Origin of the sequence: Herbaspirillum sp. AP02 (assembly GCF_015767275.1) — a bacterium.
GTDB lineage: Bacteria > Pseudomonadota > Gammaproteobacteria > Burkholderiales > Burkholderiaceae_D > Herbaspirillum.
The window spans coordinates 1-23,838 of record NZ_JADWMY010000012.1 but is presented as its reverse complement, the minus strand read 5'-3'; the positions used below and the strand labels follow the sequence as shown (position 1 = coordinate 23,838).

General features: G+C 63.8%; 24 protein-coding genes. 14 read left to right on the top strand and 10 right to left on the bottom strand.

Annotation, left to right across the window (positions count from 1 at the left end; all coding sequences use genetic code 11):
* Positions 1 to 103: 103 nt before the first annotated feature.
* The 4 genes from I5R65_RS20445 to yihA all read right to left on the bottom strand — a co-directional run bounded on the left by I5R65_RS20445 (position 104) and on the right by yihA (position 3,730).
* Complete coding sequence (locus I5R65_RS20445) at positions 104 to 565, bottom strand: carboxymuconolactone decarboxylase family protein (protein ID WP_196872231.1); 462 nt, start codon at positions 563 to 565, stop codon at positions 104 to 106.
* A 116-nt stretch (positions 566 to 681) separates the two neighbouring features.
* Positions 682 to 1,662 (bottom strand): RNA polymerase sigma factor SigJ, encoded by a 981-nt coding sequence (gene sigJ, locus I5R65_RS20440; RefSeq protein WP_196872230.1) that lies wholly within the window; start codon positions 1,660 to 1,662, stop codon positions 682 to 684.
* 25 nt (positions 1,663 to 1,687) lie between these two features.
* Positions 1,688 to 2,707, bottom strand: a complete 1,020-nt coding sequence (gene hemB / locus I5R65_RS20435; protein WP_196872229.1) for a porphobilinogen synthase — start codon at positions 2,705 to 2,707, stop codon at positions 1,688 to 1,690.
* Between the two features lie 294 nt (positions 2,708 to 3,001).
* On the bottom strand, positions 3,002 to 3,730 hold the full coding sequence (gene yihA, locus I5R65_RS20430) for a ribosome biogenesis GTP-binding protein YihA/YsxC (RefSeq protein ID WP_196872228.1): 729 nt from the start codon (positions 3,728 to 3,730) through the stop codon (positions 3,002 to 3,004).
* 204 nt (positions 3,731 to 3,934) lie between these two features.
* On the opposite strand from yihA, the gene I5R65_RS20425 reads away from it, so the two are divergent.
* From I5R65_RS20425 to I5R65_RS20400, 6 genes are all read left to right on the top strand, one after another.
* A complete protein-coding gene (locus tag I5R65_RS20425) occupies positions 3,935 to 4,597 on the top strand; it encodes a cytochrome c (RefSeq protein WP_196872227.1) in 663 nt (220 codons plus the stop codon).
* A gap of 313 nt (positions 4,598 to 4,910) precedes the next feature.
* Positions 4,911 to 7,082 carry a cytochrome c biogenesis protein ResB gene (locus I5R65_RS20420; RefSeq protein ID WP_196872226.1) on the top strand — a complete coding sequence of 724 codons (2,172 nt, stop codon included), beginning with the start codon at positions 4,911 to 4,913 and terminating at the stop codon, positions 7,080 to 7,082.
* A gap of 108 nt (positions 7,083 to 7,190) precedes the next feature.
* Positions 7,191 to 8,345 carry a c-type cytochrome biogenesis protein CcsB gene (gene ccsB / locus I5R65_RS20415; protein ID WP_196872225.1) on the top strand — a complete coding sequence of 385 codons (1,155 nt, stop codon included), beginning with the start codon at positions 7,191 to 7,193 and terminating at the stop codon, positions 8,343 to 8,345.
* A 59-nt stretch (positions 8,346 to 8,404) separates the two neighbouring features.
* The gene (locus I5R65_RS20410) at positions 8,405 to 9,052 is read left to right on the top strand and encodes an HAD family phosphatase (protein WP_196872224.1); all 648 of its coding nucleotides are present in this window, start codon (positions 8,405 to 8,407) and stop codon (positions 9,050 to 9,052) included.
* A 76-nt stretch (positions 9,053 to 9,128) separates the two neighbouring features.
* Complete coding sequence (locus tag I5R65_RS20405) at positions 9,129 to 9,719, top strand: GNAT family N-acetyltransferase (protein ID WP_196872223.1); 591 nt, start codon at positions 9,129 to 9,131, stop codon at positions 9,717 to 9,719.
* A 437-nt stretch (positions 9,720 to 10,156) separates the two neighbouring features.
* On the top strand, positions 10,157 to 10,411 hold the full coding sequence (locus tag I5R65_RS20400; protein WP_196872222.1) for a hypothetical protein: 255 nt from the start codon (positions 10,157 to 10,159) through the stop codon (positions 10,409 to 10,411).
* 122 nt (positions 10,412 to 10,533) lie between these two features.
* Here the strand turns inward: I5R65_RS20400 and I5R65_RS20395 are convergent, their stop codons facing one another.
* The 5 genes from I5R65_RS20395 to I5R65_RS20375 form a co-directional block, all read right to left on the bottom strand.
* Positions 10,534 to 11,538: an NAD(P)H-dependent glycerol-3-phosphate dehydrogenase gene (locus I5R65_RS20395; RefSeq protein ID WP_196872221.1), complete on the bottom strand. Its 1,005-nt coding sequence runs from the start codon at positions 11,536 to 11,538 to the stop codon at positions 10,534 to 10,536.
* A gap of 11 nt (positions 11,539 to 11,549) precedes the next feature.
* Positions 11,550 to 11,999, bottom strand: a complete 450-nt coding sequence (locus tag I5R65_RS20390) for an SH3 domain-containing protein (protein WP_196872220.1) — start codon at positions 11,997 to 11,999, stop codon at positions 11,550 to 11,552.
* A gap of 132 nt (positions 12,000 to 12,131) precedes the next feature.
* A complete protein-coding gene (gene secB / locus I5R65_RS20385) occupies positions 12,132 to 12,626 on the bottom strand; it encodes a protein-export chaperone SecB (protein ID WP_196872219.1) in 495 nt (164 codons plus the stop codon).
* A 51-nt stretch (positions 12,627 to 12,677) separates the two neighbouring features.
* Positions 12,678 to 12,938, bottom strand: coding sequence for a glutaredoxin 3 (grxC, locus tag I5R65_RS20380; protein WP_006464887.1), 261 nt, complete (start codon positions 12,936 to 12,938; stop codon positions 12,678 to 12,680).
* The gene (locus I5R65_RS20375) at positions 12,935 to 13,348 is read right to left on the bottom strand and encodes a rhodanese-like domain-containing protein (RefSeq protein WP_196872218.1); all 414 of its coding nucleotides are present in this window, start codon (positions 13,346 to 13,348) and stop codon (positions 12,935 to 12,937) included. The genes grxC and I5R65_RS20375 overlap by 4 nt, the downstream gene beginning before the upstream one ends.
* A 155-nt stretch (positions 13,349 to 13,503) precedes the next feature.
* Here I5R65_RS20375 and gpmA point away from each other — a divergent pair, with 155 nt between their 5' ends.
* The 7 genes from gpmA to I5R65_RS20340 all read left to right on the top strand — a co-directional run bounded on the left by gpmA (position 13,504) and on the right by I5R65_RS20340 (position 22,014).
* Positions 13,504 to 14,250 carry a 2,3-diphosphoglycerate-dependent phosphoglycerate mutase gene (gene gpmA, locus I5R65_RS20370; RefSeq protein ID WP_088757368.1) on the top strand — a complete coding sequence of 249 codons (747 nt, stop codon included), beginning with the start codon at positions 13,504 to 13,506 and terminating at the stop codon, positions 14,248 to 14,250.
* Between the two features lie 116 nt (positions 14,251 to 14,366).
* Positions 14,367 to 15,764, top strand: coding sequence for a murein hydrolase activator EnvC (locus I5R65_RS20365; RefSeq protein ID WP_370546818.1), 1,398 nt, complete (start codon positions 14,367 to 14,369; stop codon positions 15,762 to 15,764).
* Between the two features lie 3 nt (positions 15,765 to 15,767).
* Complete coding sequence (locus I5R65_RS20360) at positions 15,768 to 17,270, top strand: S41 family peptidase (protein ID WP_196872216.1); 1,503 nt, start codon at positions 15,768 to 15,770, stop codon at positions 17,268 to 17,270.
* Positions 17,271 to 17,345: 75 nt separating this feature from the next.
* Positions 17,346 to 18,101: a molybdopterin-synthase adenylyltransferase MoeB gene (locus I5R65_RS20355; protein ID WP_196872215.1), complete on the top strand. Its 756-nt coding sequence runs from the start codon at positions 17,346 to 17,348 to the stop codon at positions 18,099 to 18,101.
* A gap of 425 nt (positions 18,102 to 18,526) precedes the next feature.
* On the top strand, positions 18,527 to 19,012 hold the full coding sequence (gene dksA, locus I5R65_RS20350) for an RNA polymerase-binding protein DksA (RefSeq protein ID WP_174616797.1): 486 nt from the start codon (positions 18,527 to 18,529) through the stop codon (positions 19,010 to 19,012).
* A 343-nt stretch (positions 19,013 to 19,355) separates the two neighbouring features.
* On the top strand, positions 19,356 to 19,757 hold the full coding sequence (locus tag I5R65_RS20345; RefSeq protein WP_196872214.1) for a hypothetical protein: 402 nt from the start codon (positions 19,356 to 19,358) through the stop codon (positions 19,755 to 19,757).
* A 190-nt stretch (positions 19,758 to 19,947) separates the two neighbouring features.
* Positions 19,948 to 22,014, top strand: a complete 2,067-nt coding sequence (locus I5R65_RS20340; RefSeq protein WP_196872213.1) for a TonB-dependent receptor — start codon at positions 19,948 to 19,950, stop codon at positions 22,012 to 22,014.
* Between the two features lie 170 nt (positions 22,015 to 22,184).
* On the opposite strand, the gene I5R65_RS20335 is transcribed toward I5R65_RS20340, so the two are convergent.
* Positions 22,185 to 22,718, bottom strand: a complete 534-nt coding sequence (locus tag I5R65_RS20335; RefSeq protein WP_196872212.1) for a carboxymuconolactone decarboxylase family protein — start codon at positions 22,716 to 22,718, stop codon at positions 22,185 to 22,187.
* Positions 22,719 to 22,885: 167 nt separating this feature from the next.
* Here I5R65_RS20335 and I5R65_RS20330 point away from each other — a divergent pair.
* On the top strand, positions 22,886 to 23,838 hold a 953-nt coding region (locus I5R65_RS20330; protein WP_196872211.1), incomplete at its 3' end, for an AraC family transcriptional regulator.

Below are 23,838 nucleotides of genomic sequence, written 5' to 3'. Positions count from 1 at the left end.
GCCGCCCGCCCCTTTTTGAGCAGAAAGTCTGATGTGGATCGGACCATGTTCTACGCATCCCGGGTGACCGGGGTGCGTTTTTTTTCGCCCGTGCGCTGCGCCATCAGGCGCGACGCGGCACCTGCGGACGCATGGCCACGCCCAGGCGGTTCCAGGCGTTGATGATGGCCACCGCGAAGGTCAGGTTGGCGATCTCGGCCTCGTTGAAGTGCTGTTGCAGCAGGGCGAAGGCGGCATCGTCCTTCTCGCCATCCTGCTGGTGCAGGTAGGTGAAGCGTTCGGCCCAGTTCAGCGCGGCGCGTTCCTGTTCGCTGAAGAAGGGGATTTCACGCCAGGCGGCCAGGGTGTTGAGGCGCTGCTGGTCTTCGCCATTCTTGAGCAGGTCATGCGAGTGCATGTCGGCGCAGAAGGCGCAACCGTTGAGTTGGGAGACGCGCAGGAATACCAGTTCCAGCAGCTTGGGATCGACCCCGCTCTGGTGCACTGCTTCGCTGGCCTTGAGCAGGGCGTTGAAGGCGGGAGCGGCGAGCTTGGCGTGGGGCAGACGTTGCTTGAAGTCGGACATGACAATTCTCCATCAGTGGGTGAGGTGACAGCGGCGCGAATCGCCGGTGTTCCTCCACTAGACGGAGCGGGGTGTCATGTTGTGACAGTTTTCGGAAAAAAGAAGCGAAATAATCTTCAGGCCGGGTCCAGCTGCTGACGGGCAATGGCCGCCAGCTTGTCCGGATTGCGGACCACGTAGATCTCGCGAATGCGCCCGCCCTCGGTCTCCAGCACCTGGGCCGATTCCAGCGTGCCATCGACGTAGCGCAGCAGGCCTGGCGTGCCGTTGATCCAGGCTGCACGGTAGGCGATGCGTTGGCCGAAGCGGCGCAGGTTGGCGTAGTACAGCCAGGAGATGCGCTCGCCGCCGGCCAGCGGATGGGGGAAGGAAGCGACCTTGCCACCGCCGTCGCCGATCAGGCGGGCATCCTCGGCCAGCAGGCCCAGCATGGCGTCGCGCTGGCCGCTCTGGACCGCTTGCATGAACTTTTCCAGCAACAGGGCGTGGGTTTCACGGGTGACCGGACTGGAGGCCGCGCGCAGGGTGGTGCGCGGCGTCACGCTGCCGGGCGCGCCGGCCGGTTTGGCATCATGGCGCGCCAGCCGCTCGCGGGCGCGATGCACCAGCTGGCGGCAGCTGGCCTCGGACTTCTGCAGGATGGCGGCGATGTCGGGATAGTCGTTGTCGAACACTTCGCGCAGCAGGAAGGCGGCGCGCTCCTCGGGTTTGAGGCGTTCCAGCAGCAACAGGTAGGCGAAGGACACATCGCTGTGCTGCTCCAGCAGCGCCTCCGGCGAAGGCGCCAGGCTGGCCTGGCCGTACAGGTCGATCTCGGCGGCCGGTTCGGCCAGGTCCACCAGCGGTTCCGGCAGCCAGTGGCCGACGTAGTGCTGGCGCTCCTGCTGCAGCTGGCGCAGGCGATCGATGCACAGCCGCGTCACCACCGTCACCAGCCAGGCCTCGGCCGATTCCAGTTGCTGCCGGTCCTGGCCATGCCAGCGCAGCCAGGCGTCCTGCAGCACGTCTTCCGCATCGCTGCGCGAGGCGAGCATGCGGTAGGCCACGCCGAACAGGCGCGGCCGGTGACGGGTGAAGAGGTCGGGATCGTCTGCCATCAGCACAGCCAGCGGGCGGAGAGGATCAGCCCTGCTTGAGCTTGCGCGCGATGTCCAGCGCGAAGTAGGTCAGCACGCCATCGGCACCGGCGCGCTTGAAGGCCATCATGGCTTCCATCATGGTCTTGTCGTGATCCAGCCAGCCGTTCTGGGCGGCGGCCTTGATCATCGCGTATTCGCCGCTGACCTGGTAGGCGAAGGTCGGCACGCGGAATTCATCCTTCACGCGGCGCACGATGTCCAGGTAGGGCATGCCCGGCTTGACCATCACCATGTCGGCGCCTTCCTTGAGATCCAGTGCCACTTCGCGCAGGGCCTCGTCACTGTTGGCCGGGTCCATCTGGTAGGTGGCCTTGCTGCCCTTGCCCAGGTTGGCGGCCGAGCCGACCGCATCGCGGAAGGGGCCGTAGAAGGCCGAGGCGTACTTGGCCGAGTAGGCCATGATGCGGGTATAGATGTGGCCCTTGGCTTCGAGCATGGCGCGGATGGCGGCGATGCGGCCATCCATCATGTCCGAGGGGGCGACCACGTCCACCCCGGCATCGGCCTGGGTTTGCGCCTGCCTGACCAGCAGCGCGAGGGTTTCATCGTTGAGGATGTAGCCGGTCTCGTCCAGCACGCCGTCCTGGCCGTGGCTGGTGTAGGGGTCCAGGGCGACGTCGCAGAGGATGCCCAGCTCGGGGAAGCGGTCCTTCAGCGCCCGTACCACGCGCGGTACCAGGCCACCCGGGTTGGTGGCTTCGATGCCATCGGGCGTCTTCAGGGCCGGATCGATCACCGGGAACAGCGCCAGCACCGGCACGCCCAGCTTCACGCATTCTTCGGCCACCGGCAGCAGCGCATCCAGCGACAGGCGTTCCACGCCCGGCAGCGAGGCCACGGGGGTACGCAGGTTCTGGCCTTCCTGTACGAATACCGGATAGATCAGGTCGGCGCTGGTGATGACGTTTTCGGCCATCAGCGCGCGGGAGAAGGCATCGCGGCGCATGCGGCGCATGCGCAGGGCAGGGTAGGCGGCGTTGGAACTGAAATCGGTCAAGGACATAGGTTGGCTTTCAAAAAATAGATGTTATTTGACGCTATCTTGAAATATTTTCTAGGCAAATATCGCTAACTTCGGAAAATTGCCTGCTCAGATTTGAGCGATGAACAACTTTCCGTCGGTATGGCTTATCTTGGCTGCGGGTTATTCATTTGCCCCCCGCTTCCCCTTCCCTCCCTGAGCGGGGCCGATCGCGCTAGCGATAGGCGTTCTGCCCCGGAGAATATCCCTGTTCTCCGGGGTTTTTTTTCGCCATGACGTTTTACTCCGGTCTGAAGGATGTCGCCTTGTCGGCGATCAGGCTTGCTGCGTGTCTTGATCCTGGGCGACGCTGTCGACCGTGGCAGGCGTCGGGGCGACCGGTTCGTTCAGGCCGGCCAGTTCCACGATCTTGTCGTTGGCTTCTTGCAGGCCGGTCCGTTTGAGTGCGGAAAACAGCTGCACCGTGAACGGGAAAGGCTGGCCGTTTTCATCCACGTAGCTCTGCAGATAGGTCTGGGCCTGGCGCAGGGCGTTGGTGGATTCGCTGCGGTTGAGCTTGTCGGCCTTGCTCAGGATGCAATGGATGGGTTTGCCGGTGGGCGCGAACCATTCGATCATCTGGATATCCAGATCGGTGAAGGGACGGCGTGAATCGACGATCATCACCAGCGCCGCCAGCTGTTCGCGCTGGCGCACGTAGTCGCCCAGCAGGGCTTGCCAGTGGTGCTTGGCCGAGCCGGACACCTCGGCATAGCCATAGCCGGGCAAGTCCACCAGCATGGCGCGGATCTCATCCGGACGCGCCTCGTCATTGCGATGCTGGCCGACATGGGCGCCACCGAGCGAGAAATAGTTGATGTGCTGGGTGCGGCCGGGTGTCTTGGAGGCGAAGGCCAGGCGCTTCTGGTTGCACAGTACGTTGATGGCGCTGGACTTGCCGGCATTGGATCGCCCGGCGAAGGCGATCTCCGGCACGCTGGTCTTGGGCAGGTCCCGCAGGTGATTGACGGTGGTGAAGAAACGGGCTTGCCAAAGTTGCGACATGGTGGGGGGAAATCCGAAAGAGGAGGGAAAAACGCGGAGAAGCTATTGTACAATGGCCCGAAACCCAACGCCTCGTTGACGCCGGGCAAGTAAAAAATATGGCGGCCGTTGGAGACAGGTCAAACAACGGGCATTTGGTTTAGGGGCAGCTAGCCGCCGAACGGGCAAAATCTCTCAATTCCACAATAAGTATTAGGGTGACGAATGAACCGTGCCTTTTCCCCACTGTTTTACTCCGTTTTTGCTGCCATCCTGGCAGTGGCCAGCGCAGCCCACGCGGCTGACGACAAGAAGACTCCGGTCAAGGCCGATCCGGCCAAGGGCGAAGCGCTCTACACCAATGGCGACAATGCGCGCAACATCGTGGCCTGCGTGTCCTGCCACGGCGCGGCCGGCAATTCGACCATCACCCAGAACCCGAAATTATCGGGCCAGCATGAGGCCTACATCGCCAAGCAGTTGCTGAATTTCCGTACTCCGGAGCGCAACAACCCGGTGATGTCGCCGATGGCCAAGGCCTTGTCCGACGAGGACATCCATAACGTCGCGGCCTACCTGGCAACGCAGGCGCCCAAGCCCGGCGCGGCCAAGAACAAGGAAACCATCGACCTGGGCAAGCACATCTGGCGCGGTGGCATCGCCGCCAAGAACGTGCCAGCCTGCGCCGGTTGCCACAGCCCCAACGGTGCCGGCATCCCGGCCCAGTATCCACGCCTGGCCGGCCAGCACCAGGATTACACGGTGGCCCAGTTGACCAACTTCCGTGGCGGCGCACGTACCAACAGCGTGCAGATGACCAGCATTGCCGACCGCCTGTCGGACAAGGAAATCAAGGCAGTCGCCGATTACATCGCCGGCCTGAAGTAAGCCACCTGCGGCACTGCGCGGGCGCGTAGCACTATCGAAGGCGGCCACGTGCCGCCTTTTTTCATCGGCCTTCCTCCGCCTTGATGCAGGTCCTGGCATTCCGGACCCGCCTGGCCGAAGATATCGCCCGTCGCGCTTGTCCGGCTCGGGCACCGCGCAGTGACATACCCGGATGGCGTTGGCGCCTATTGCCGATGGCATATCACGGACTTTCTCCCGGAGCGGTAAAATCCGGGTTCGCATCGCTTTGCCGACCGGCAAGGTGACCCCCAGGTAAGCGGAACCGGCAGGCCCGGTCCGGTAAGGCAGGAATATGACGACGGGCAGCAGTACCCAAGGAATCCAGATCAGGACCCGCCAGCGCTGGTTGGGAGAGGCGGTCGAGCTGATCTCCTCGATGCGCTTTGCCATCAGCCTGTTGACGCTGATCGCCATTGCCTCGGTGATCGGCACGGTGATGAAGCAGAACGAGCCGATGCCCAACTACGTCAACCAGTTCGGCCCGTTCTGGTTCGAGGTCTTCGCCAAGGTGGGTCTGTACGCGGTCTATTCGGCCTGGTGGTTCCTGCTGATCATGGGTTTCCTGGTGCTGTCGACCTCGCTGTGCATCGCCCGCAACGGTCCCAAGATGCTGCGCGACGCCAAAAGCTGGCGCGACAACGTGCGCGAGCAGTCGCTGCGCAATTTCCATCACAAGCACGAGTGGCAGAGCGGCGAGGCGCCGGCCGAGGCTGCGGCGCGGCTGGTGCGACAGGTCGCGGCACGAGGCTACAAGACCAAGCTGGCCGACCGGAACGGCGCCATGCTGCTGGCAGCCAAGCAGGGCGCGGCCAACAAGTGGGGCTATATCTTCGCGCACGCGGCCATCGTCATCATCTGCCTGGGTGGCCTGCTCGATTCCGATCTGCCGATCCGCTTCCAGCAGTGGTTCTATGGCAAGCAGGCCTTCGCCGGCAACGGCATCATTGCCGAGATTCCGGAGCGCTATCGCCTGGGCCTGAACAACCCGACCTTCCGCGGCAATACGCTGATCCCGGAAGGCTCCAGCAGCAGCACGGCCATCATCCCGCAAAAGGATGGCGTGATGATCCAGGACCTGCCCTTCACCATCACGCTCAAGCGCTTCATCATCGATTTCTACTCCACCGGCATGCCCAAGCTGTTCGCCAGCGAGGTGGTGGTGCGCGACCATGAGACCGGCCGCGACACCGCCGCCACCATCAAGGTCAACGAGCCGCTGATCTACAAGGGGGTGGCGATCTACCAGTCCAGCTTCGAGGATGGGGGCAGCAAGCTCAAGCTGGTCGGCTATCCGATGCGGGGTGGTGCCAACGGTCGTTTCGAACTGGCCGGCGAGGTCAACGGCACCACTGCACTGCCTACCGCGCTGGGTGACTACACCATCGAATGGAGCGGCTTCCGTCCCTTCAATGTGGAAAACATGCAGGCTGCGGCCTCGGGCTCCACTGCCGGCTCCACCTCGGGCGATGCGCGCGCGGTCAACGTCGGCAAGAACGTCAATCGCGGCTTCATCGAGGGCCTGGACAAGCACCTGGGTTCCGGTGCCAAGAATGCCAACAGCAAGGACTTCAAGAACGTCGGTCCGAGCGTGCAATACAAGCTGCGCGACAAGACCGGCCAGGCCCGCGAATACTTCAACTACATGCAGTCCTTGCCCATCGATGGCGCCGATGTCTTCCTGGCCGGCATGCGCGAGCAGCCCGACCAGCCCTTCCGCTACCTGCGCATCCCGGCCGACGACAATGACAGCGTGGCCGAGTGGATGCGCCTGCGCGCCGCCCTGGCCAATCCGGCGCTGCGCGAGGAAGCCGCCCGTCGCTACGCCCAGCAGGCCATCAGCGGCGGTCGCGAAGCCTCGCCGGTGCTGCGCGAGCAGTTGCAGCAGTCGGCGCTGCGCGGTCTGTCCATCTTCGCCGGTGACGGCAAGGTCTCCGGTTATATCGCCGTGACCCGCTTCCTGGAGCAACTGCCGGCGGCCGAGCAGGAAAAGGCCGCCGATATCTTCATGAAGATCCTCAACGGCAGCATGTGGGAGCTCTGGCAGGCGGCCCGCGCCAAGGATGGCCTGGCGGCGGTGGCCAGCGACGAGAAGCACGGTCGCTTCCTGCAGCTGGCCATCAATGCGATGGCCGATGCAGCCTTCTATCCGGCGCCGGTGTTCCTGCAACTGGCGGGCTTCCAGGAGATCAAGGCATCGGTGCTGCAGGTGACGCGTTCGCCGGGCAAGAAGGTGGTCTATCTCGGTTGCCTGTTCCTGGTGCTGGGCGTGTTCGCGATGCTGTACATCCGCGAGCGCCGTCTGTGGATCTGGATCAAGCCGGCCGCCGATGGCCAGGGCAGCCAGGCGCTGATGGCCATGAGCACCCAGCGCCGTACGCTGGACTTCGACAAGGAGTTCGCGCAGATGAAGGGCCGCCTCTCGGGTGCGGCAACGCCGGTCGCAACCGGGACCGGTAAAGATTGAACATGCGATTGAACATGCCGCCGACGTATGGCGGTTATCATCCAGGGCAGATCAGCGCGCCAGCCGCTTTGGCTGGCATCGCCCGGGACAGCAGCAGTGGAGAACACAATGGAACTGACCCAAGCAAACCAGGCCTATTCTGAAGAACAGGGCTTCTTCCGCCGCCTTAGCATCGTGGACTGGCTCTACGCCGCCCTGCTGGTGGCCGGCGCGCTGTACGCCTTCGGGCGCTTTGGCGCCTACATGGATTATTACGAGAAGGCGGTGCTGCTGCTGGCCGCGCCCACCTTCGCCTGGCTCGGCTGGCACTGGAAACCGGTGCGCCTGCTGATGGTGGTGATCGCGGTGCTCTCGCTGGGTGCCATCGCCATGTACGGCGGCGCACTGGAGCTGGCCGACAAGAAGTTCTTCCTGAAATACATGCTCTCCAGCCAGTCCGCCATTCTCTGGATGAGCGCGCTGTTCTGCCTGTCCACCCTGTTCTACTGGGGCGGCCTGGCCACTACCGCCGGCACCGGTAACGCCATCGGCTCGCGCCTGTGCTGGGCGGCCGTGGTGCTGGGCTTTACCGGACTGATGGTGCGCTGGTACGAGTCCTATCTGATCGGGCCGGACGTGGGCCACATCCCCATTTCCAACCTGTATGAAGTCTTCGTCCTGTTCTGCCTGATCACGGCGCTGTTCTATCTGTATTACGAAGAGCGCTACGCCACCCGCCAGCTGGGTGCCTTCGTGCTGACTGTCATCACGGCGGCGGTGGGCTTCCTGATGTGGTATACCGTCTCGCGGGATGCGGCCGAGATCCAGCCCCTGGTACCGGCGCTGCAAAGCTGGTGGATGAAGATCCACGTGCCGGCCAATTTCATCGGTTACGGCACCTTCGCCCTGGCCGCCATGGTGGCCGTGGCGTATCTGCTGCGCGAGCGTGGCTACCTGGCCGATCGCCTGCCCCCGCTGGAGGTGCTGGATGACGTGATGTACAAGGCCATTGCCGTCGGTTTCGCCTTCTTCACCATCGCCACCATCCTGGGTGCGCTGTGGGCGGCCGAAGCCTGGGGCGGCTACTGGTCGTGGGACCCGAAGGAAACCTGGGCCCTCATCGTCTGGCTCAACTATGCGGCCTGGCTGCACATGCGCCTGATGAAGGGCCTGCGCGGCCGTGCTGCCGCCTGGTGGGCGCTGGTCGGCCTGCTGGTGACGACCTTCGCTTTCCTGGGAGTCAATATGTTCCTCTCGGGCCTGCATTCCTACGGCGAACTTTGATGGCGTCGGCGGCTCCTTGATCAGGGCGGCCTCGCCCCCCTGAACCATAAGGAGCAAGCATGAACGACAGCACCCTGACGCCGGAACTGGTCATCTTCGATTGCGATGGCACCCTGGTCGACAGCGAAGTGGTGGCGGCGCGGGCCTGGTCCGAGTACGTGGCCAACTATGGCGTGAGCCTGAGCGCGGAAGAAGCGCTGGCGCGCTTTCGTGGCGTCAGCATGAAGTGGTGCATTTCCCACATCGAACAATTGCACGGCCAGGCGCTGCCCGCCCATTTCGAGGAGGAATTGCGCGCGCTGATGGGCAGCTTGCTGGAGCAGCACCTGCAACCGATCGGCGGTGCCGTGGAGATGCTGGAAAAGCTGCACCTGCCCTTCGCCCTGGCCTCCAACGCCCCGCATCACAAGATCGAGCTGTGCCTGCGGGTGACTGGCCTGCTGCCGCATTTCGCTGGACGCATCTTCAGCGCCTACGATGTCCAGCGCTGGAAACCCGATCCCGCGCTCTTCCTGTTTGCCGCCGAACGACTGGGCGTGCCGCCGCTGCGCTGCGCGGTGGTGGAGGACAGCCTGCCAGGCGTACAGGCGGGTCTGGCGGCCGGCATGAAGGTGATCGCCCTGCAGGAGCATGATGTACACCCGGAGCTTCCCGCGGGCGTAGTGGTCATCACCCATCTTGGGCAACTGCATGCGCAGCTTGCCTGAGCGTGCAGGCTTTTCAAGCGATGGCCAGGTTCGGTAAGATCAAACACACTTTTCACCCTGGGTAACCCTGGCAAGCATGCTCCACCCCATCGACCGCGAACGGCAGATCATCTATTGCGACCGGGCCATCGAAGTGCGCCCGCTGGGTTTGCGCGAAGCCGGGGCATTGTTCGATGCCGTGCGCCAATCGATGCAGGCGATCAGCCAGTGGGAAGCCTGGTGCACCCCCGATTACGGTCTGCCCGATGCCAAGCTGTTTCTGCAGCGCGCCATCGAGCAATGGCAGGTTCATGCCGCCTATGACTTCAACATCATCGATCGCACCAACGGCTTGGTGATTGGCTCGGTGGCCGTCAATCAGGTCAGCCAGCTGAACCAGATGGCCAATCTGGGCTATTGGGTCCGCGAGGGTTATACCGGACGCGGTATCGCCGCCGTCGCCGCCCGGGCAGCGGCGGCCTTCGCCTTTGCCAAGACCGGTCTCACCCGGCTGGAGATCGTGGCCCAGGCCGGCAATTTGCGCAGCCAGCGGGTGGCGGAGAAAACCGGGGCCACCCTGGAATGCCTGGCCCGCAATCGCCTTGTGTTTCATGGCGAGCCACGGGATGCCAAGGTCTTTTCACTGGTGCCGGCGGACCTGGGACGACCGGTCCCGGTCCACGATTGAAGCTGTCGCACGCCGCGATAAAAATGCTAGAAGGTAACTTTATGTCGCTTTTTTGTCGCGGGAACTGAAGAAAAGATACTTTTCGCAACAAATTTCTTCGCCGGCTTCTCGTCAGAAAAACTGCACAATCCCGCTCATTCTGACAACGCTGTCAGCCACGATGGCTGCGGGTTTGCGCCGTTTTTGCGGGGCCGCATAAAAAAATTACCTCGAGGTAATTTCAATTTGGCTGACAAAATACTGACTTTTCGCGTATTCCAAATCGCCGCTCGGGCGTTACATAGCTAAAGCGCTGTCAAGAAACGTAGCGCTTTGTGTATCTGGAGCAGTTTCCCGGAATCAGGCAGCAAGCAACATCTTCCGGGGCGCTGCGTGTTCTCCCGAAAAAAACTCAGGACGGGAGAACGTTGAGCGTCAGCGACGTAAGAGGAAATACGATGCAAGCCATACAACGCAACAAGACCACGAACAATAATCACGCCGGCCGCGCCGCCCAACAATACGTCATGGGCGGGGAAGCGCGCACTTCCCGCCTGGCCAAGCGCCTCAAGGGTGCCGAGGCCGCGCATCAGGATGACGATTGCAATGCGCGCTACGACAAGATTTCCAAGCAGATGGATGATGCACTGGAAGGCGGTTCGCCCCAGCGCTTCAAACGTCCCAAGATGGAAAGCGACATCATTGCGCGTTGAAGTCTGCGCATTGAAAAACAGCCGGAGGCAGGTTTGCTCCGGCTGTCATTTTCTCCAGCGCCAGCATGGGGCTCCGGTGTGAGGTTTGCTGAACTTTCGTGTAGCAGGCATGGTGCCCAGGTCTAGAGGTTTTCCTCGCGCGGATCCCGTGCCAGCAGCCGGGCAACCATTTCCTGTACCGACACGCCATCAAACAGGGCCGCCGCCACCGCATCGGTGATAGGCATGTCGATGCCTTTTTCCCGTGCCAGCGCACGTACCGCCTGCGCACAGCGCACGCCTTCGGCGACGTGGCCCAGCTCGGTCACGATATCTTCCAGCTTCTTGTTCTGCGCCAGCCCCAGCCCCACGCGACGGTTGCGGGAGAGGTCGCCGGTACAGGTCAGGATCAGGTCGCCCACGCCCGAGAGACCCATGAAGGTTTCGGGGCGCCCGCCCAGTGCGACCCCCAGCCGGGTGATTTCTGCCAGACCGCGGGTGATCAGCGCAGCACGGGCATTCAATCCCAGTTGCAGGCCGTCAGCCACGCCCGTGGCGATGGCCAGGATGTTCTTGACCGCGCCGCCAATCTCCACCCCGATCAGGTCATCGCTGGAATAGATGCGGATATTGTTGCCATGCACGGCCTTGACCACGCGCTCGCACAGGGCCGCATCGGCACCGGCGATGGTCAGCGCGCACGGCAGGCCGCGTGCCACTTCCTGCGCAAAGGACGGCCCCGACAGCACGCCGGCCGCCAGGTCGCTGCCCAGGACCTCCTGTACCACCTGATGCGGCAACAGGCGCGTGCCTTCTTCCAGTCCCTTGCACAGCCAGACCAGGTTGGGAATGGCATGGCCGCGTAGATGGCCCGCCAGTTCGCGCAGCCCCGAGACCGACGAAGCCGCGATCAGCAGCGATTCGGCCGGGTCGGCACAGACGTGCTGCACGGCGGCGTCGAAATCGGCACTGACCTGCAATTCCGGCGGCAGGGCAAAGCCTGGGAGGTAGAGGCGGTTTTCCCGCTGCCGGTCGGCTTCCTGCATGGCCTGGGCATTGCGCCCCCACAGCACGACCTGATGCTTGCGCGCCAGCGGGATGGCCAGTGCGGTTCCCCACGCGCCGGCGCCCAGTATGGTGATCTTCATGGCCGGTCCGCTCAATCGCCCCAGACGTCGCCGGCCTTCACGAAGCCGCTCTGGCCATCACGATGGCGCACCTTGACCCAGCCGTTGTTGGGGCTCTCCAGCATTTCCAGCAGTACCGACTTGTCGGCGCTGAAGACTACCGGGCTGCTTTCATCGGCTGCATTGAAGACGCGGGCATTGGCCACCGACACCACCAGCATGCGCTTGGGGGTGAGGGTCTTGGACTGGACCCAGGAAAGGGTTCCGGCGGCATCCCTGACCTTGCTCCATTCGCCATAGGTCAAGACCACTTCCACCGGCATGCCACGCGGTGCGACGTAGACGCGACGACCTTTCTCGGAAGGGGCGTCATACAGGATGGCAGGGGCCGCACCGACCGACTTGAAGTCCAGGGCCAGGGCATCCTTGGCCATGAAGGCGCCGAGCAGGGTGGCGGAAAGAATCAGGGACAGGCGTTTCATTGAGAAAGTCTCCGCGGAAGGGAAAGCGCCGCAGCGTAGGCTGCGGCGGCTTGGTGTCGTGCCGGACGGCCGCAGGGGGTGCGACCGACCGGCAGGCGGACAAGTGCTGAAAGCAGGATAGTGAAAACCGGATCAGTTGACGGCGGTGGAGCCGTTGTTGACCAGGGTCGCGCCTTGCTGCTCGGCCAGCGCCTGCAGGCGCTGCTGGTAGAACACCTCGAAGTTGATCTCGGCCAGATGCACCGGCGGGAAACCGGCGCGGGTGATGGCGTCGGCGATGTTGGCGCGCAGGTACGGGTAGATGATGTTGGGGCAGCCGATGCCCAGCAGCGGGTCCAGCTGTTCGGCGGGCACGTTGCGGATCTCGAAGATGCCGGCCTGCTTGCCCTCGACCAGGAAGGCGACCTTGTCCTTGACCTTGGCGGTCACGGTGATGGTCACGGTCGATTCGAAGACACCGTCAGCCAGCGCCTCGGCACCGACGTCCACCGACACTTCGATCGAGGGGGCTTCCTGTTCCAGGAAGATGGCCGGCGAATTCGGCTGTTCCAGCGACAGATCCTTCAGGTAGACGCGCTGGATCTGGAAAACGGGTTGCTCTTGGGCTTCTTGGTTCTGTTCCGACATGGATCTCTTTCAGGTTCGGTGAATCGATAGGGGAGGTTTGCTGCCCTGGCGTCAGGCTTGCAGCAGCGGGTCCAGCTTGCCGGCGCGATCCATTGCGTTCAGATCGTCAAATCCGCCGACATGGGTGTCGCCGATATAGATCTGCGGCACGGTGCGACGGCCGGTCTTTTGCATCATCAGCTCGCGCTGTTGAGGTTCGAGGTCCACGCGGATCTTGTCGATCTGCGTGATCCCCTTGCTGGCGAGCAAGCGCTCGGCCATCATGCAATACGGGCATACGGCGGTGCAATACATCGTGACCGGGGCGCTCACTTGGCCTCCTTGCTGGTCAGCGGCAGGCCCTGGCCCTGCCAGGCGTCGATGCCGCCATGCAGGCCGTAGACTTCGGTGAAGCCGGCTTTCTTGAGCGAGCCCTCGGCGCGATTGGCCTGGGTGCCGTTCTTGCAGACCACGATCACCGGACGCCCCTTGAGCTTGTCCAGTTCACCGATGCGCTGCGGCAACTCCTTCAGGGGGATATTGCGGGCCTCGCGCAGGTGACCGGCGGCGAATTGCTCGGGATCGCGCACATCCAGTACCAGCACCTTGCCCTGGTTGAGCATCTGCGTAGCCTGCAGCAGGCTGAGCTTGTTGCCGCGTTGTTGCAGGTAGGGAACCAGCAGGGCACCGCCCGAGACCAAGGCCAGGGCGATCAGGAAAATATTGTCGATGATGAATTTCACGGCAGTCCAATGAGTTTACTGAATCCCGGCATTATAAAATAGAAGCATTCGTGGTTTGCATCCGGACCGAACAGTCTAAGGTCTGCACCCGGTCCCGCGTAGTCGACCTTGGGGCAACCGCATCGCTTTATCCATCATCAGAAACTAGTCCCGCTATGTACAAAATCGTATTCATGCGCCACGGCGAATCGACCTGGAACCTGGCCAACCGCTTCACCGGCTGGGTCGATGTCGACCTCACCGAAAAAGGCGTAGCCGAGGCGCGCCAGGCCGGCAAGCTGCTCAAGGAAGCCGGTTTCTCCTTCGACCTGGCCTATACCTCGGTGTTGAAACGCGCCATCCGCACCCTCTGGACCACGCTGGATGAGATGGACCAGATGTACATCCCCATCAAGAACGACTGGCGTCTGAACGAGCGCCACTACGGCGCCCTGCAAGGTCTGAACAAGGCCGAGACCGCCGCCCAGTATGGCGACGAGCAGGTGCTGGTCTGGCGCCGCAGCTATGACACCCCCCCCAACCCGCTGACCCCGGGCGAAGAGCGCGATGCCTTCGGCGATGCCCGCTACGCCGGTCTCTCGCGTGAACAGGTGCCGCTGACCGAATGCCTGAAGGATACCGTGGCCCGCGTGCTGCCGGCCTGGAACGACGCCATCGCCCCGGCCATCCGCGCCGGCAAGCAGATCATCATCTCCGCCCACGGCAACAGCCTGCGCGCCCTGATCAAGTACCTCGACGGCATCAGCGACAACGACATCGTCGGCCTGAACATCCCCAATGGCCAGCCGCTGGTCTATGAGTTGGACGCCGATCTGAAGCCCATCAAGAGCTACTATCTGGGCGACCAGTCCGCCATCGAGGCAGCGCTCAAGGCCGTGGCCAACCAAGGGAAGTCGAAATAAAACTGCGTTTCTCCAGCAAGGCGCCGGCCGCACTGGCCGCGCCCGTTCCCGGCAAGTGCACAGCACCAGCGCGCTCCGACCTGTTGGCCGACGCGCTGCGGGGGCGTTTGCGCCCGCTGCTGAACATCCTTGCCGGGCTGGCGTGCCTGTGGCTGGCGCTGTCTGCCCAGGCCCAGCCGATCACCGAGCGAACCAAGCAGAAGCAGGCCGCCGAGAAGGAACGGGCCGACCTGCAGCAGCGCCTGGCCAACCTCAAGCGCGACATCGACCAGACCGAGACCGCCAAGGACAATGCCGCCGACGCGCTGGCCGTCTCCGAGCAGGCGATCTCCAAGGCCAATCGTTCCCTGCGCGACCTGGCCCAGGAGCAGCAGGAAACCGAATCCCGCCTGGCACAACTGGTCAGGCAGCTCAATGAACTTACCGCCCTGGTCAACGCCCAGCAGGCCCAGCTGTCCCGGCTGCTGCGCGAGCAATACGTGGCCGGCAACGAAGACCGCATCAAACTGCTGCTTTCCGGGGACAACCCCAATCGCATCAACCGCGAGTTGCAGTACATGGGCTATGTCTCCCAGGCCCAGGCCAGGCTGATCGAAACCTTGCGCGCCAACCAGCAGGCCATCCGCGCCAACAAGGCCGACACCCAGAACGCCAAGTTCGAACTGGAAGAAATCGCCCAGGAAGAACTGGACCAGAAGAAGGTCCTGGAGCGCGAAAAGGGACGTCGCCAGACCCTGCTGTCGCAACTCTCCACCAAGCTCAATGCCCAGCGCCAGGAGGCCGGCCGCATCGAGCAGGACCAGCAGCGCCTCTCCAGCCTGGTGGACAAGCTGGCGCAGATCATCGAGCAGCAGAAAAAGGCCGAAGCCGAAGCCCGCGAGAAGCGGCGCCAGGAACAATTGGCCAAAGCCAGGGCCGAACGCGAGAAGCGTCTGGCTGAACAGCGCGCCCGGGCGGCCGAGCGCGCCGCCGAAGCGGCCCGGGCCGCCAGGGAGGGCAAGCCGGCGCCGAAGTTGCCCGATCCGGCCGACGCCATCGACGATGACGAGCCGCCCCAAAGCACCTCCCTGGCCCGCAACGACAGCCTGCCGGAGCCGCAGTCGGACAATTTCGGCAAGCCCTTCGCCAGCCTGCGCGGCCAGCTGCGCCTGCCGGTCAAGGGTGACCTGACATCCAAATTCGGCAGCCGCCGGGGTGACGGACCGACCAGCCGGGGCCTGTTCATCCGCGCCCACGAAGGCTCGGAAGTACGCGCCGTGGCGGCTGGCCGGGTGGTCTTCGCGGACTGGTTGCGCGGCTTCGGCAACCTGATCATCGTGGATCACGGCAATCAGTACATGACGATTTACGGCAATAACCAGTCGGTGCTCAAACGCGCCGGCGATGTGGTAAAAGCGGGTGACACTATTGCTACTGCAGGCAACAGCGGCGGTAACGAGCAATCGGGTTTATACTTTGAAATGCGGTATCAAGGCCGCGCATTCGACCCACTGGGGTGGGTAACTACTAGGTGACACATGGGCAGCAAACTCAAGAATATCGGTTTGATCGGGTTGGGCATGGTGGCAGGTGCCACCGCGATGATTCAGTTCGACGCCATCGCGCAGAAGAACGCAACGGCGTCGCTACCCCTGGAGGAGCTGCGCCAGATGGCCGACGTGTTCGGCCTCATCAAGTCGGATTACGTCGAGCAGGTCGACGACAAGAAGCTGCTGACCGAAGCCATTTCCGGCATGGTCGCCTCGCTTGATCCGCACTCCGCCTATCTGGACAAGAAGGCCTACAAGGAGCTGCGCGAAGGCACCATGGGCAAGTTCGTGGGCCTGGGCATCGAGGTCGGCATGGAAGACGGCTACGTCAAGGTGATCTCTCCGATCGAGGATTCGCCGGCCTTCCGCGCCGGGATCAAGGCCGGTGACCTGATCACCCGCCTGGACAGCACCCCGGTCAAGGGCCTGACCCTGGACGAAGCCGTCAAGAAGATGCGCGGCGAACCCAACACCAAGATCACCCTGACCATCGCCCGCAAGGAAGAGGACAAGCCCATCATCCTGACCATCACCCGTCAGGAGATCCGCGTGCAGAGCGTCAAGTCCAAGGTGATCGAACCCGGCTACGCCTGGCTGCGCGTGACCCAGTTCCAGGAGCCGACGGTGGACGACATGTCCAAGAAGCTGGCCGCCATCTACGCCCAGGAGCCCAACCTGAAGGGCATCGTGCTGGACCTGCGCAACGACCCGGGTGGCGTGCTGCCGGGCGCCATCGGCGTGGCCGCGGCCTTCCTGCCCAAGGACTCGGTGGTGGTCTCCACCAATGGTCAGCTCCCCAGCTCCAAGCAGACTTTCTACGCCAAGCGCGAATACTACGCCGCCAACCCGCTGTCGGACCCGCTCTCGCGCCTGCCTGACGCCATCAAGAAGGTGCCGATGGTGGTCCTGATCAACAGCGGTTCGGCCTCGGCTTCCGAGATCGTGGCCGGCGCCCTGCAGGATTACAAGCGCGCCACCATCATGGGTACCCAGTCCTTCGGCAAGGGTTCGGTGCAGTCGGTGATCGCCCTGCCGCCGGAGAAGAACACCGCCGTCAAGCTGACCACCGCCCGCTACTACACGCCCAAGGGTCGTTCCATCCAGGCGCGTGGCATCGTGCCGGACATCATGGTCGACGAATTCCCCGATGGTGATGGCCTGAACGGCCTGCGCCTGCGCGAAGCCGACCTGTCCAAGCACCTCTCCAACGACACCGACAAGTCGGCTGAAGTGAAGGCGCAAGCCCTGGACGAGCAGTCGGAAGAACGCCTGATCGCCGCCGAGAAGAAGCGCAAGCCGCTGGAATTCGGCAGCAAGGACGACTTCCAGCTGGTGCAGGCCCTGAATCAGCTCAAGGGCCTGCCGGTGAAGGTTTCCAACGCCAAGCCAGAGGTGCGCAACGAAGAGGGCAAGAACGCCACCCCGGCCAAGGACAAGGACGAGCGCAAGGACAACAAGGCGCCGGCCGAGAAGATCGACACCACCAAGTAATTCGCCGCCCTTGGGCTGGCACATCGGGCCGCTAGCTAGCGGCCCTTTTTCATTAGGACTGGGCGTGACCTGACCATGGATGACCAACAGCTGCTGCGCTATTCGCGCCACATCCTGCTCGACGAGATCGACATCGCCGGCCAGACCCGGCTGCTGCAAGGGCATGCCCTGGTGATCGGCGCCGGTGGCCTGGGTTCACCGGCGGCCATGTACCTGGCGTCGGCCGGCGTGGGCCGCATCACCCTGGTGGATCACGACACGGTGGATCTGACCAACCTGCAGCGCCAGATCATGCACACCACCGCGCGCGTGGGCCAGGCCAAGGTGGACTCCGGCCGCGAGGCGCTGCAGCAGATCAACCCCGGCGTCCAGGTCACGGCGCTGGCCGAGCGGGTCGAGGGCGAACGCCTGCAGGCGCTGGTGGCCGATGCCGACGTGGTGCTGGACTGCAGCGACAACTTTGCCACCCGCCACGCCGTCAATCGTGCCTGCGTGGCCGCCGGGGTGCCGCTGGTCTCGGGCGCGGCGATCCGCTTCGACGGCCAGGTCAGCGTCTTCGACAGCCGCCAGGAAACAGCGCCCTGCTACGCCTGCCTGTTCCCGCCCGAGCGCGAGTTCGAGGAAGTGCAGTGCGCCACCATGGGCGTGTTCTCGCCGCTGGTAGGCATCATCGGCACCGTGCAGGCGGCCGAGGCCATCAAGCTGCTGGCCGGCATCGGCCGCTCGCTGGCGGGGCGCCTGCTGATCCTGGAGGCGCGCGACATGGAGTGGACCTCGATTACCGTCGGCCGCGACCACCAGTGTCCGGTCTGCGCCCGGCGGCATGCCTGAACGCCGCAGTTTGTCGCTTCCATCCGGACCTACTCTTCTGGTATAAACTCGTTTGGATGTTGCAACGCAATTGCTGCGCGGCATCAAGCCAGGCTGATATTCGGAACGACCATAATTCATAAGCGCGATCAGCCCGCCCCGCCTTGCCCGTCAGAGGGGAGTCATGAACCGCTCCGTGAACCATCGCACCGCCGGCGCGTCGCTGCCCGAGGTCATGATCCTGATCTGCAGGAGGCTTGGCATCCGGAATCGTTGGTGTACAATCCTTGACCGCGAAAAAGCGTACGCCATCGGCACTGCAGGCCGGCACGGAGAGGCCGGGCGGAGCAGCCGATCGCGTCAACGTCAATCGAAGAGGTGCCAACGCGGCTAGGGAAGTGGATTCAAAAGCGACCTGTTCCGGCAGCCAAGTATCAGCCGGGATAATGGATATAGTTGAAAAACCCGTAGTATTGAAAGTAAGCGAAGTGGCAACCAAGACTCCCAAAACTACCCCTGCAGCGCAGTTGCTGACCGAGGAAGAAATCCTCAAGATGGACGAGAAGGACTACATGAACGAAGCGCAGCTTGCTTTCTTCAAGGCCCGTCTCCAGCAGCTGGAAAAGGATCTGCTCAAGAACGCGGATGAAACCACCGAACACCTGCGCGAAACCGTGCTGGTGCCGGACCCGGCCGACCGCGCCACCATCGAGGAAGAACACGCCCTCGAACTGCGTACCCGCGACCGTGAACGCAAGCTGCTCAAGAAGGTGCAGCAGTCCATCGTGTCCATCGACAACGGCGAGTACGGATGGTGCGAAGAGACCGGTGAACCGATCGGCATTCCGCGTCTGTTGGCGCGCCCGACCGCGACCCTGTCGCTGGAAGCGCAGCAACGCCGCGAATTGAAGCAGAAGCTCTACGGCGACTGATCCCCGCCCAGGCAGGATGAAGCCTGTGCCGCACCGCGGCCGGGCATGGTGCCGGCAGCCCGTGTTGCCGGTGCAGGATCGTTGACCCCGATTTTTCGGACTGGCCGCCTGTGGGCCACGGGGTAGAATCCTTCATATCCGAATTTTCAAGACCACCCGTAGTACCGCATGTTGCGCGGCATTGCAGGGTGTTCGATGTCAGTACCTTCAGTTCCTCGTCAGTAGCCCCTGCAAAACGCTGTTAAAGCTGTTGCATCATCCGTATTGCGCCGGTCTGCTCGTCTCCGCTCTGTTTCGTGTTGCGGGTGCCTGCTGCCCCGTCGTCCACTTGCCGATCCGTTCCATGAACCGACTGCGTTGCCTGCGTAGCTTCACCGTCATTGCCATGCTGGCGATGTCGTTGCTGTTCGCGCAGATGCTGGGGTTCGTCCACGGCATCGCGCACGCGGGCTGGGCACCGGGCACCGTCCACTCGCTGATCAGCGACGCCCTCTTCGACGAAGCCGAGCCGGATACGGTGGCCTCCAGTGCCGGCCAGGATGATTCCCTGCACGGGCCGCATGCCCACGACCTGCATCACTCCTGCGTCGCCTACGATGCCGCGGCTCTGTCGGCCGGTGTGCATTTCAATTTCCCGCCCCTGCCGCTGTTGCCGCCGGTGCGCGTGCTTGCCCTGTGGCTGGCGTTCTCCTCGTGGGACGCGCCACTCAACTGCCATTTCTCCTCCCGCGCCCCGCCGCGCTGAATTCCTTCCTCCCGCAAGACCCCTCTATCTGACTGGTTGCCGGTTGTCCCTCGCGCATCCGCATGCAGCGTGTCCTCGTTCCTGACGAGGCGCCTGCGTACGGGCGCGTGCTGACGGCCGGTGTATCCGCGCCGCCCTGTCCCCACCAGAACAGGGCAGGCGGCGCCTCGCGTAAAACAAGGAATTCACAATGGCTTTCCAACGCCAACTCATTGCTTCGGCCGTCCTCACCGCCCTGGCTGCCTGGTCCCTCTCCGCTACGGCCCAGACCACCTCTGCCGGCCCCACTGATCCTGCGGCACTGGCCTCCACCCCGTCGGCTGCGCCCGCACCAGCGCCCTTGCAGCCCATCGTCGTCACCGCCACCCCCTTCGCATCCCAGGAAGACGTGCAGGTGCTCGCCCCCGCCAAGGTGATCGCCGGCGACGAACTGCGCAACAAGCTCGGCAACTCCCTGGGCGACACCCTCTCCGGCGAACTGGGCGTATCGGCCTCGGCCTTCGGCGCCGGTGCATCGCGTCCCATCATCCGCGGCATGGAAGGACCGCGCGTGATGATCCTGCAGAACGGCATGGCCGTCTCCGACGTCTCCACCGTCTCCAACGACCACGCCGTCGCCACCGAAGCCGCCACTGCGCGCCAGATCGAAATCCTGCGTGGCCCGGCTGCGCTGCTGTACGGTTCGGGCGCCATCGGCGGCCTGGTCAACGTGGTCAATGACCGCATCCCGACCGAACTGGTGGGCAAGCCCACCGGCACCGTCGAAGCCCGCTACGGCACCGTCGACGGCGAAAAGAACAGCTCCTTCTCGCTGGACACCTCGGCCGGCCAGATCGGCCTGCACCTGGACGGCAACTATCGCGACACCGACAACTACAAGATCCCCGGCAATGCGCGCCAGGGTGATACCGCCAGCGCCTCCGGTCGCCTGCCCAATTCCTTCACCCACGAGACCAGCCTGGGTGCCGGCATTTCCTACGTCGCCAACTGGGGCTATATCGGCCTGTCGGCGGCCACCCTGGATGATCACTACGGCATCCCCACCGATGAAATGTCCTTCATCGACCTGCACCAGAACCGCTACGACCTCGACACCGTCGTCAACAACCCGTTTGCCGGCATCGAGAAATTCCGCTTCCGCATGGGTTATACCGATTACACCCATATCGAAAAGGAGCAGGATGGCACCCCCGCCACGGTGTTTGCCAACCGCGCCCTGCAGACCCGCTGGGAGTTGACCCATGCACCGCTGGCCGGTTGGCACGGTAGCTTCGGCATACAGACCGAGCAAAGCAATTACTCGGCCCTGTCGGCCGACACCGGCGCGGCCGAACTGACCCCGCCGACCCGTTCCACCTCGTTTGCCGGCTTCCTGGTCGAAGAACGCCAGTTCGGCCAGGTGCTGGTCAGCGGCGGCCTGCGCGGCGAGAGTGTCAAGCGCAGTCCCGACAGCGGCAGCGGCCTGCCAGGACGGGACTTCAGCCTGCTGTCCTGGTCCACTGGTGCCCTGTGGAGCTTCCAGCCGGGCTATGGTCTGGGCCTGACCTATTCGTTCGCCCAACGCGCACCGACGGTGGAAGAGCTGTACTCCAACGGCCCGCACGAATCGACCGCCACCTTCGACATCGGCGATAACCAGCTGAAGAAGGAAACGTCACACAACATCGAACTGAGCCTGCAGAAGACCGAAGGCCTGGTGCGCTGGAAGGGCAACGTCTTCCGCAACAAGGTCAACAACTACATCTACGGCCGTACCAACGGCCAGGTCGATGACACCGGTGCTGCGGATCCCACCGGCGAATTCACCCAGCGCTTCTGGTCGCAGGCCGACGCCACCATCCGTGGCGTGGAAGCCGAAGTCAGCTACAACTGGAACGGCGAAGGCCTCTCCAGCCGGGTCTTTGCCGACACCTCGCGTGGCACCCTCGACAGCCTGGGCAACCTGCCCCTGCAGCCGGCCACCCGCTATGGCGTCGAAATGGCCTACAAGACCGGCCCCTGGGCCAGCGGCGTGAAGGTGTTGCGCGCCCAGAAGCAGGATCGGCTGGCCTCCTTCGAAAACTACGAAACCCCGTCCTATACCCAGCTGGATGCCAACCTGTCCTATACCCAGCGCCTCAACGGCGTGAAGCTGACCTGGTTCGCCCTGGCGCGCAACCTGCTGAACCAGGACATCCGCCTGTCCACCTCGGTGCTGCGCGAATCGGTGCCGCTGGGTGGCCGCAACTTCATCGTGGGGGTGCGCACCGCCTTCTGATCGCTGATTCACGACCCACAGGCCAGCGGACCCGGATCCGCTGGCCGCTCCAGTGCGAGCGGGAGACTGCGCCTCCCGCCAGCGCAGCTTGCCCGGCCGTCTCCGCAAGGAGGCGCCGGGCTTTTTTTGCGCCCCACGCCGGGGCGCGCTGGATCAACGGCATGGCCGCATCACGCTGCCGGCGGGAAGTCCAGCACGGTATCGTTCACACGGTTGAACAGGTTGGTGAAGGTGATCGCAGTCACGGCCAGCAGGGTATCGACGATCTGTGCATCGCTATAGACAGCCCGCACGCGCGCCACCACGTCGGCCTCGACAGTGCCGCTGCTGCCCACCAGCAGGCGGGCGAAATCGGCCAGCACGTCCAGTTTGTCGTCGCCGGAGGCCTGGCCGTGGCGCACGCCCTGGATGGCCTGGGCCGACAGACCGACCTTTTTGCCCATCAGCGAGTGCGCCGCCAGGCAGTAATCGCAACCGGCCTTTTCGCTCACGGCCAGTTTGATGGCTTCGATTTCCTGGGCCGACAGGCTGCTCTTGCGCAGGGCGCCATCCAGATGCAGGGCCGATTCCAGGGCGACCGGGCTGAGCGAGCCGATGCCGGCGTAGGCATTGGGCACCATGCCGACAGCCGACTTGATGGCGGCGAACAGTTGGGCGGCCTGGCCGGTGGCTTCGGTAACGGGGGAGGTGGTAAGACGGGGCATGACAGTTCTCCTGTGAGAGGTTGGCGCCGGCGTTGGCGGGATTGCCGTGAGTGCCGTGTTGCGCATGGATGTACTGTAGGCCTGGAGCTTGAAATTATGAATGCTTGAAAATGACTTAAAATTGCTCAAAAAACTCATTTTCTGACATTCGCCTAAGGAATCCGTCCATGGATGCGCTCAGTCGTCTCCTGTCCCTCCACCCGGTGCGGGCCGGGCTGGATATCCGCTGCCGCTTCGGCCAGCCCTGGAACCTGCCCAATCCAGCCTTGCCCGCCGGAGTGGCTCCGTATCACTTCATCCTGGAAGGGCAGGCCCAGCTGCAACTGCCCCATGGCGAACCTCTGACCCTGCAGGCCGGCGACCTGGTGATCCTCACCCGTGGCGCTGCGCATAATCTCTTCATCGCTCCCGCCACCCCCGCCGCCCAGGCCAGTGCCGTGCGCCTGGGCAGCACGGCGGCGCCGGTCACGCTGCACGTCAACGATGACCAGAGTGGAGGCAGCCAGCCCCTGTCCGATTTCCTCTGTGGACAATTTCATTTTGAGGCCCCGCAGTCCAACGCCCTGATGCAGGCCCTGCCCGAGCTGCTGCTGGTGCGCAGCGCCGAGCTCCCCGAAGGCGATGGCCTGCGCACGCTGGCCACGCTGTTGCGTAACGAATGCGGGGGCGCCGATGGGCAGGGCGAATTGCGCTCTGGGGCCCAGGCCGTGGTGGCCGGGCTGGCAGCGGCGCTGTTCGGCCTGGCCTTGCGCGCCTGGCTGGCTCGTGGCGGCCCGCAACCGGGTTTGCTGGCACTGCTGGCGCACCCGGTCTTGCAACACGCGATGCAGGCCATGCTGGCCTCACCCCAGGAAGACTGGCCGCTGCCGCGCCTGGCGGGCTTGTGCCACATGTCGCGCGCTACGTTCGTGCGACGCTTCCAGGAAGTCGGCGGCGCCACCCCGGGCGAGCTCCTGCAGCAGTTGCGCATGGCCCGCGCTGCCCGGCTGCTGAGCTATAGCAAGCTGGGCACGGCACAGATCGGCGAAGCGGTGGGCTACCAGTCGGAGGCCGCCTTCAACCGGGTCTTCAAGAAGTTCAGCGGGGTCGGGCCGGGGGCGTATCGGCGCCGGGTGAGAGC

Excerpts from the sequence above, each read along its gene's own strand:
- I5R65_RS20445 (WP_196872231.1), bottom strand. The coding sequence starts at position 565 with ATGTCCGACTTCAAGCAACGTCTGCCCCACGCCAAGCTCGCCGCTCCC.
- sigJ (WP_196872230.1), bottom strand. The coding sequence starts at position 1,662 with ATGGCAGACGATCCCGACCTCTTCACCCGTCACCGGCCGCGCCTGTTC.
- hemB (WP_196872229.1), bottom strand. The coding sequence starts at position 2,707 with ATGTCCTTGACCGATTTCAGTTCCAACGCCGCCTACCCTGCCCTGCGC.
- yihA (WP_196872228.1), bottom strand. The coding sequence starts at position 3,730 with ATGTCGCAACTTTGGCAAGCCCGTTTCTTCACCACCGTCAATCACCTG.
- I5R65_RS20425 (WP_196872227.1), top strand. The coding sequence starts at position 3,935 with ATGAACCGTGCCTTTTCCCCACTGTTTTACTCCGTTTTTGCTGCCATC.
- I5R65_RS20420 (WP_196872226.1), top strand. The coding sequence starts at position 4,911 with ATGACGACGGGCAGCAGTACCCAAGGAATCCAGATCAGGACCCGCCAG.
- ccsB (WP_196872225.1), top strand. The coding sequence starts at position 7,191 with ATGGAACTGACCCAAGCAAACCAGGCCTATTCTGAAGAACAGGGCTTC.
- I5R65_RS20410 (WP_196872224.1), top strand. The coding sequence starts at position 8,405 with ATGAACGACAGCACCCTGACGCCGGAACTGGTCATCTTCGATTGCGAT.
- I5R65_RS20405 (WP_196872223.1), top strand. The coding sequence starts at position 9,129 with ATGCTCCACCCCATCGACCGCGAACGGCAGATCATCTATTGCGACCGG.
- I5R65_RS20400 (WP_196872222.1), top strand. The coding sequence starts at position 10,157 with ATGCAAGCCATACAACGCAACAAGACCACGAACAATAATCACGCCGGC.
- I5R65_RS20395 (WP_196872221.1), bottom strand. The coding sequence starts at position 11,538 with ATGAAGATCACCATACTGGGCGCCGGCGCGTGGGGAACCGCACTGGCC.
- I5R65_RS20390 (WP_196872220.1), bottom strand. The coding sequence starts at position 11,999 with ATGAAACGCCTGTCCCTGATTCTTTCCGCCACCCTGCTCGGCGCCTTC.
- secB (WP_196872219.1), bottom strand. The coding sequence starts at position 12,626 with ATGTCGGAACAGAACCAAGAAGCCCAAGAGCAACCCGTTTTCCAGATC.
- gpmA (WP_088757368.1), top strand. The coding sequence starts at position 13,504 with ATGTACAAAATCGTATTCATGCGCCACGGCGAATCGACCTGGAACCTG.
- I5R65_RS20360 (WP_196872216.1), top strand. The coding sequence starts at position 15,768 with ATGGGCAGCAAACTCAAGAATATCGGTTTGATCGGGTTGGGCATGGTG.
- I5R65_RS20355 (WP_196872215.1), top strand. The coding sequence starts at position 17,346 with ATGGATGACCAACAGCTGCTGCGCTATTCGCGCCACATCCTGCTCGAC.
- dksA (WP_174616797.1), top strand. The coding sequence starts at position 18,527 with ATGGATATAGTTGAAAAACCCGTAGTATTGAAAGTAAGCGAAGTGGCA.
- I5R65_RS20345 (WP_196872214.1), top strand. The coding sequence starts at position 19,356 with ATGAACCGACTGCGTTGCCTGCGTAGCTTCACCGTCATTGCCATGCTG.
- I5R65_RS20340 (WP_196872213.1), top strand. The coding sequence starts at position 19,948 with ATGGCTTTCCAACGCCAACTCATTGCTTCGGCCGTCCTCACCGCCCTG.
- I5R65_RS20335 (WP_196872212.1), bottom strand. The coding sequence starts at position 22,718 with ATGCCCCGTCTTACCACCTCCCCCGTTACCGAAGCCACCGGCCAGGCC.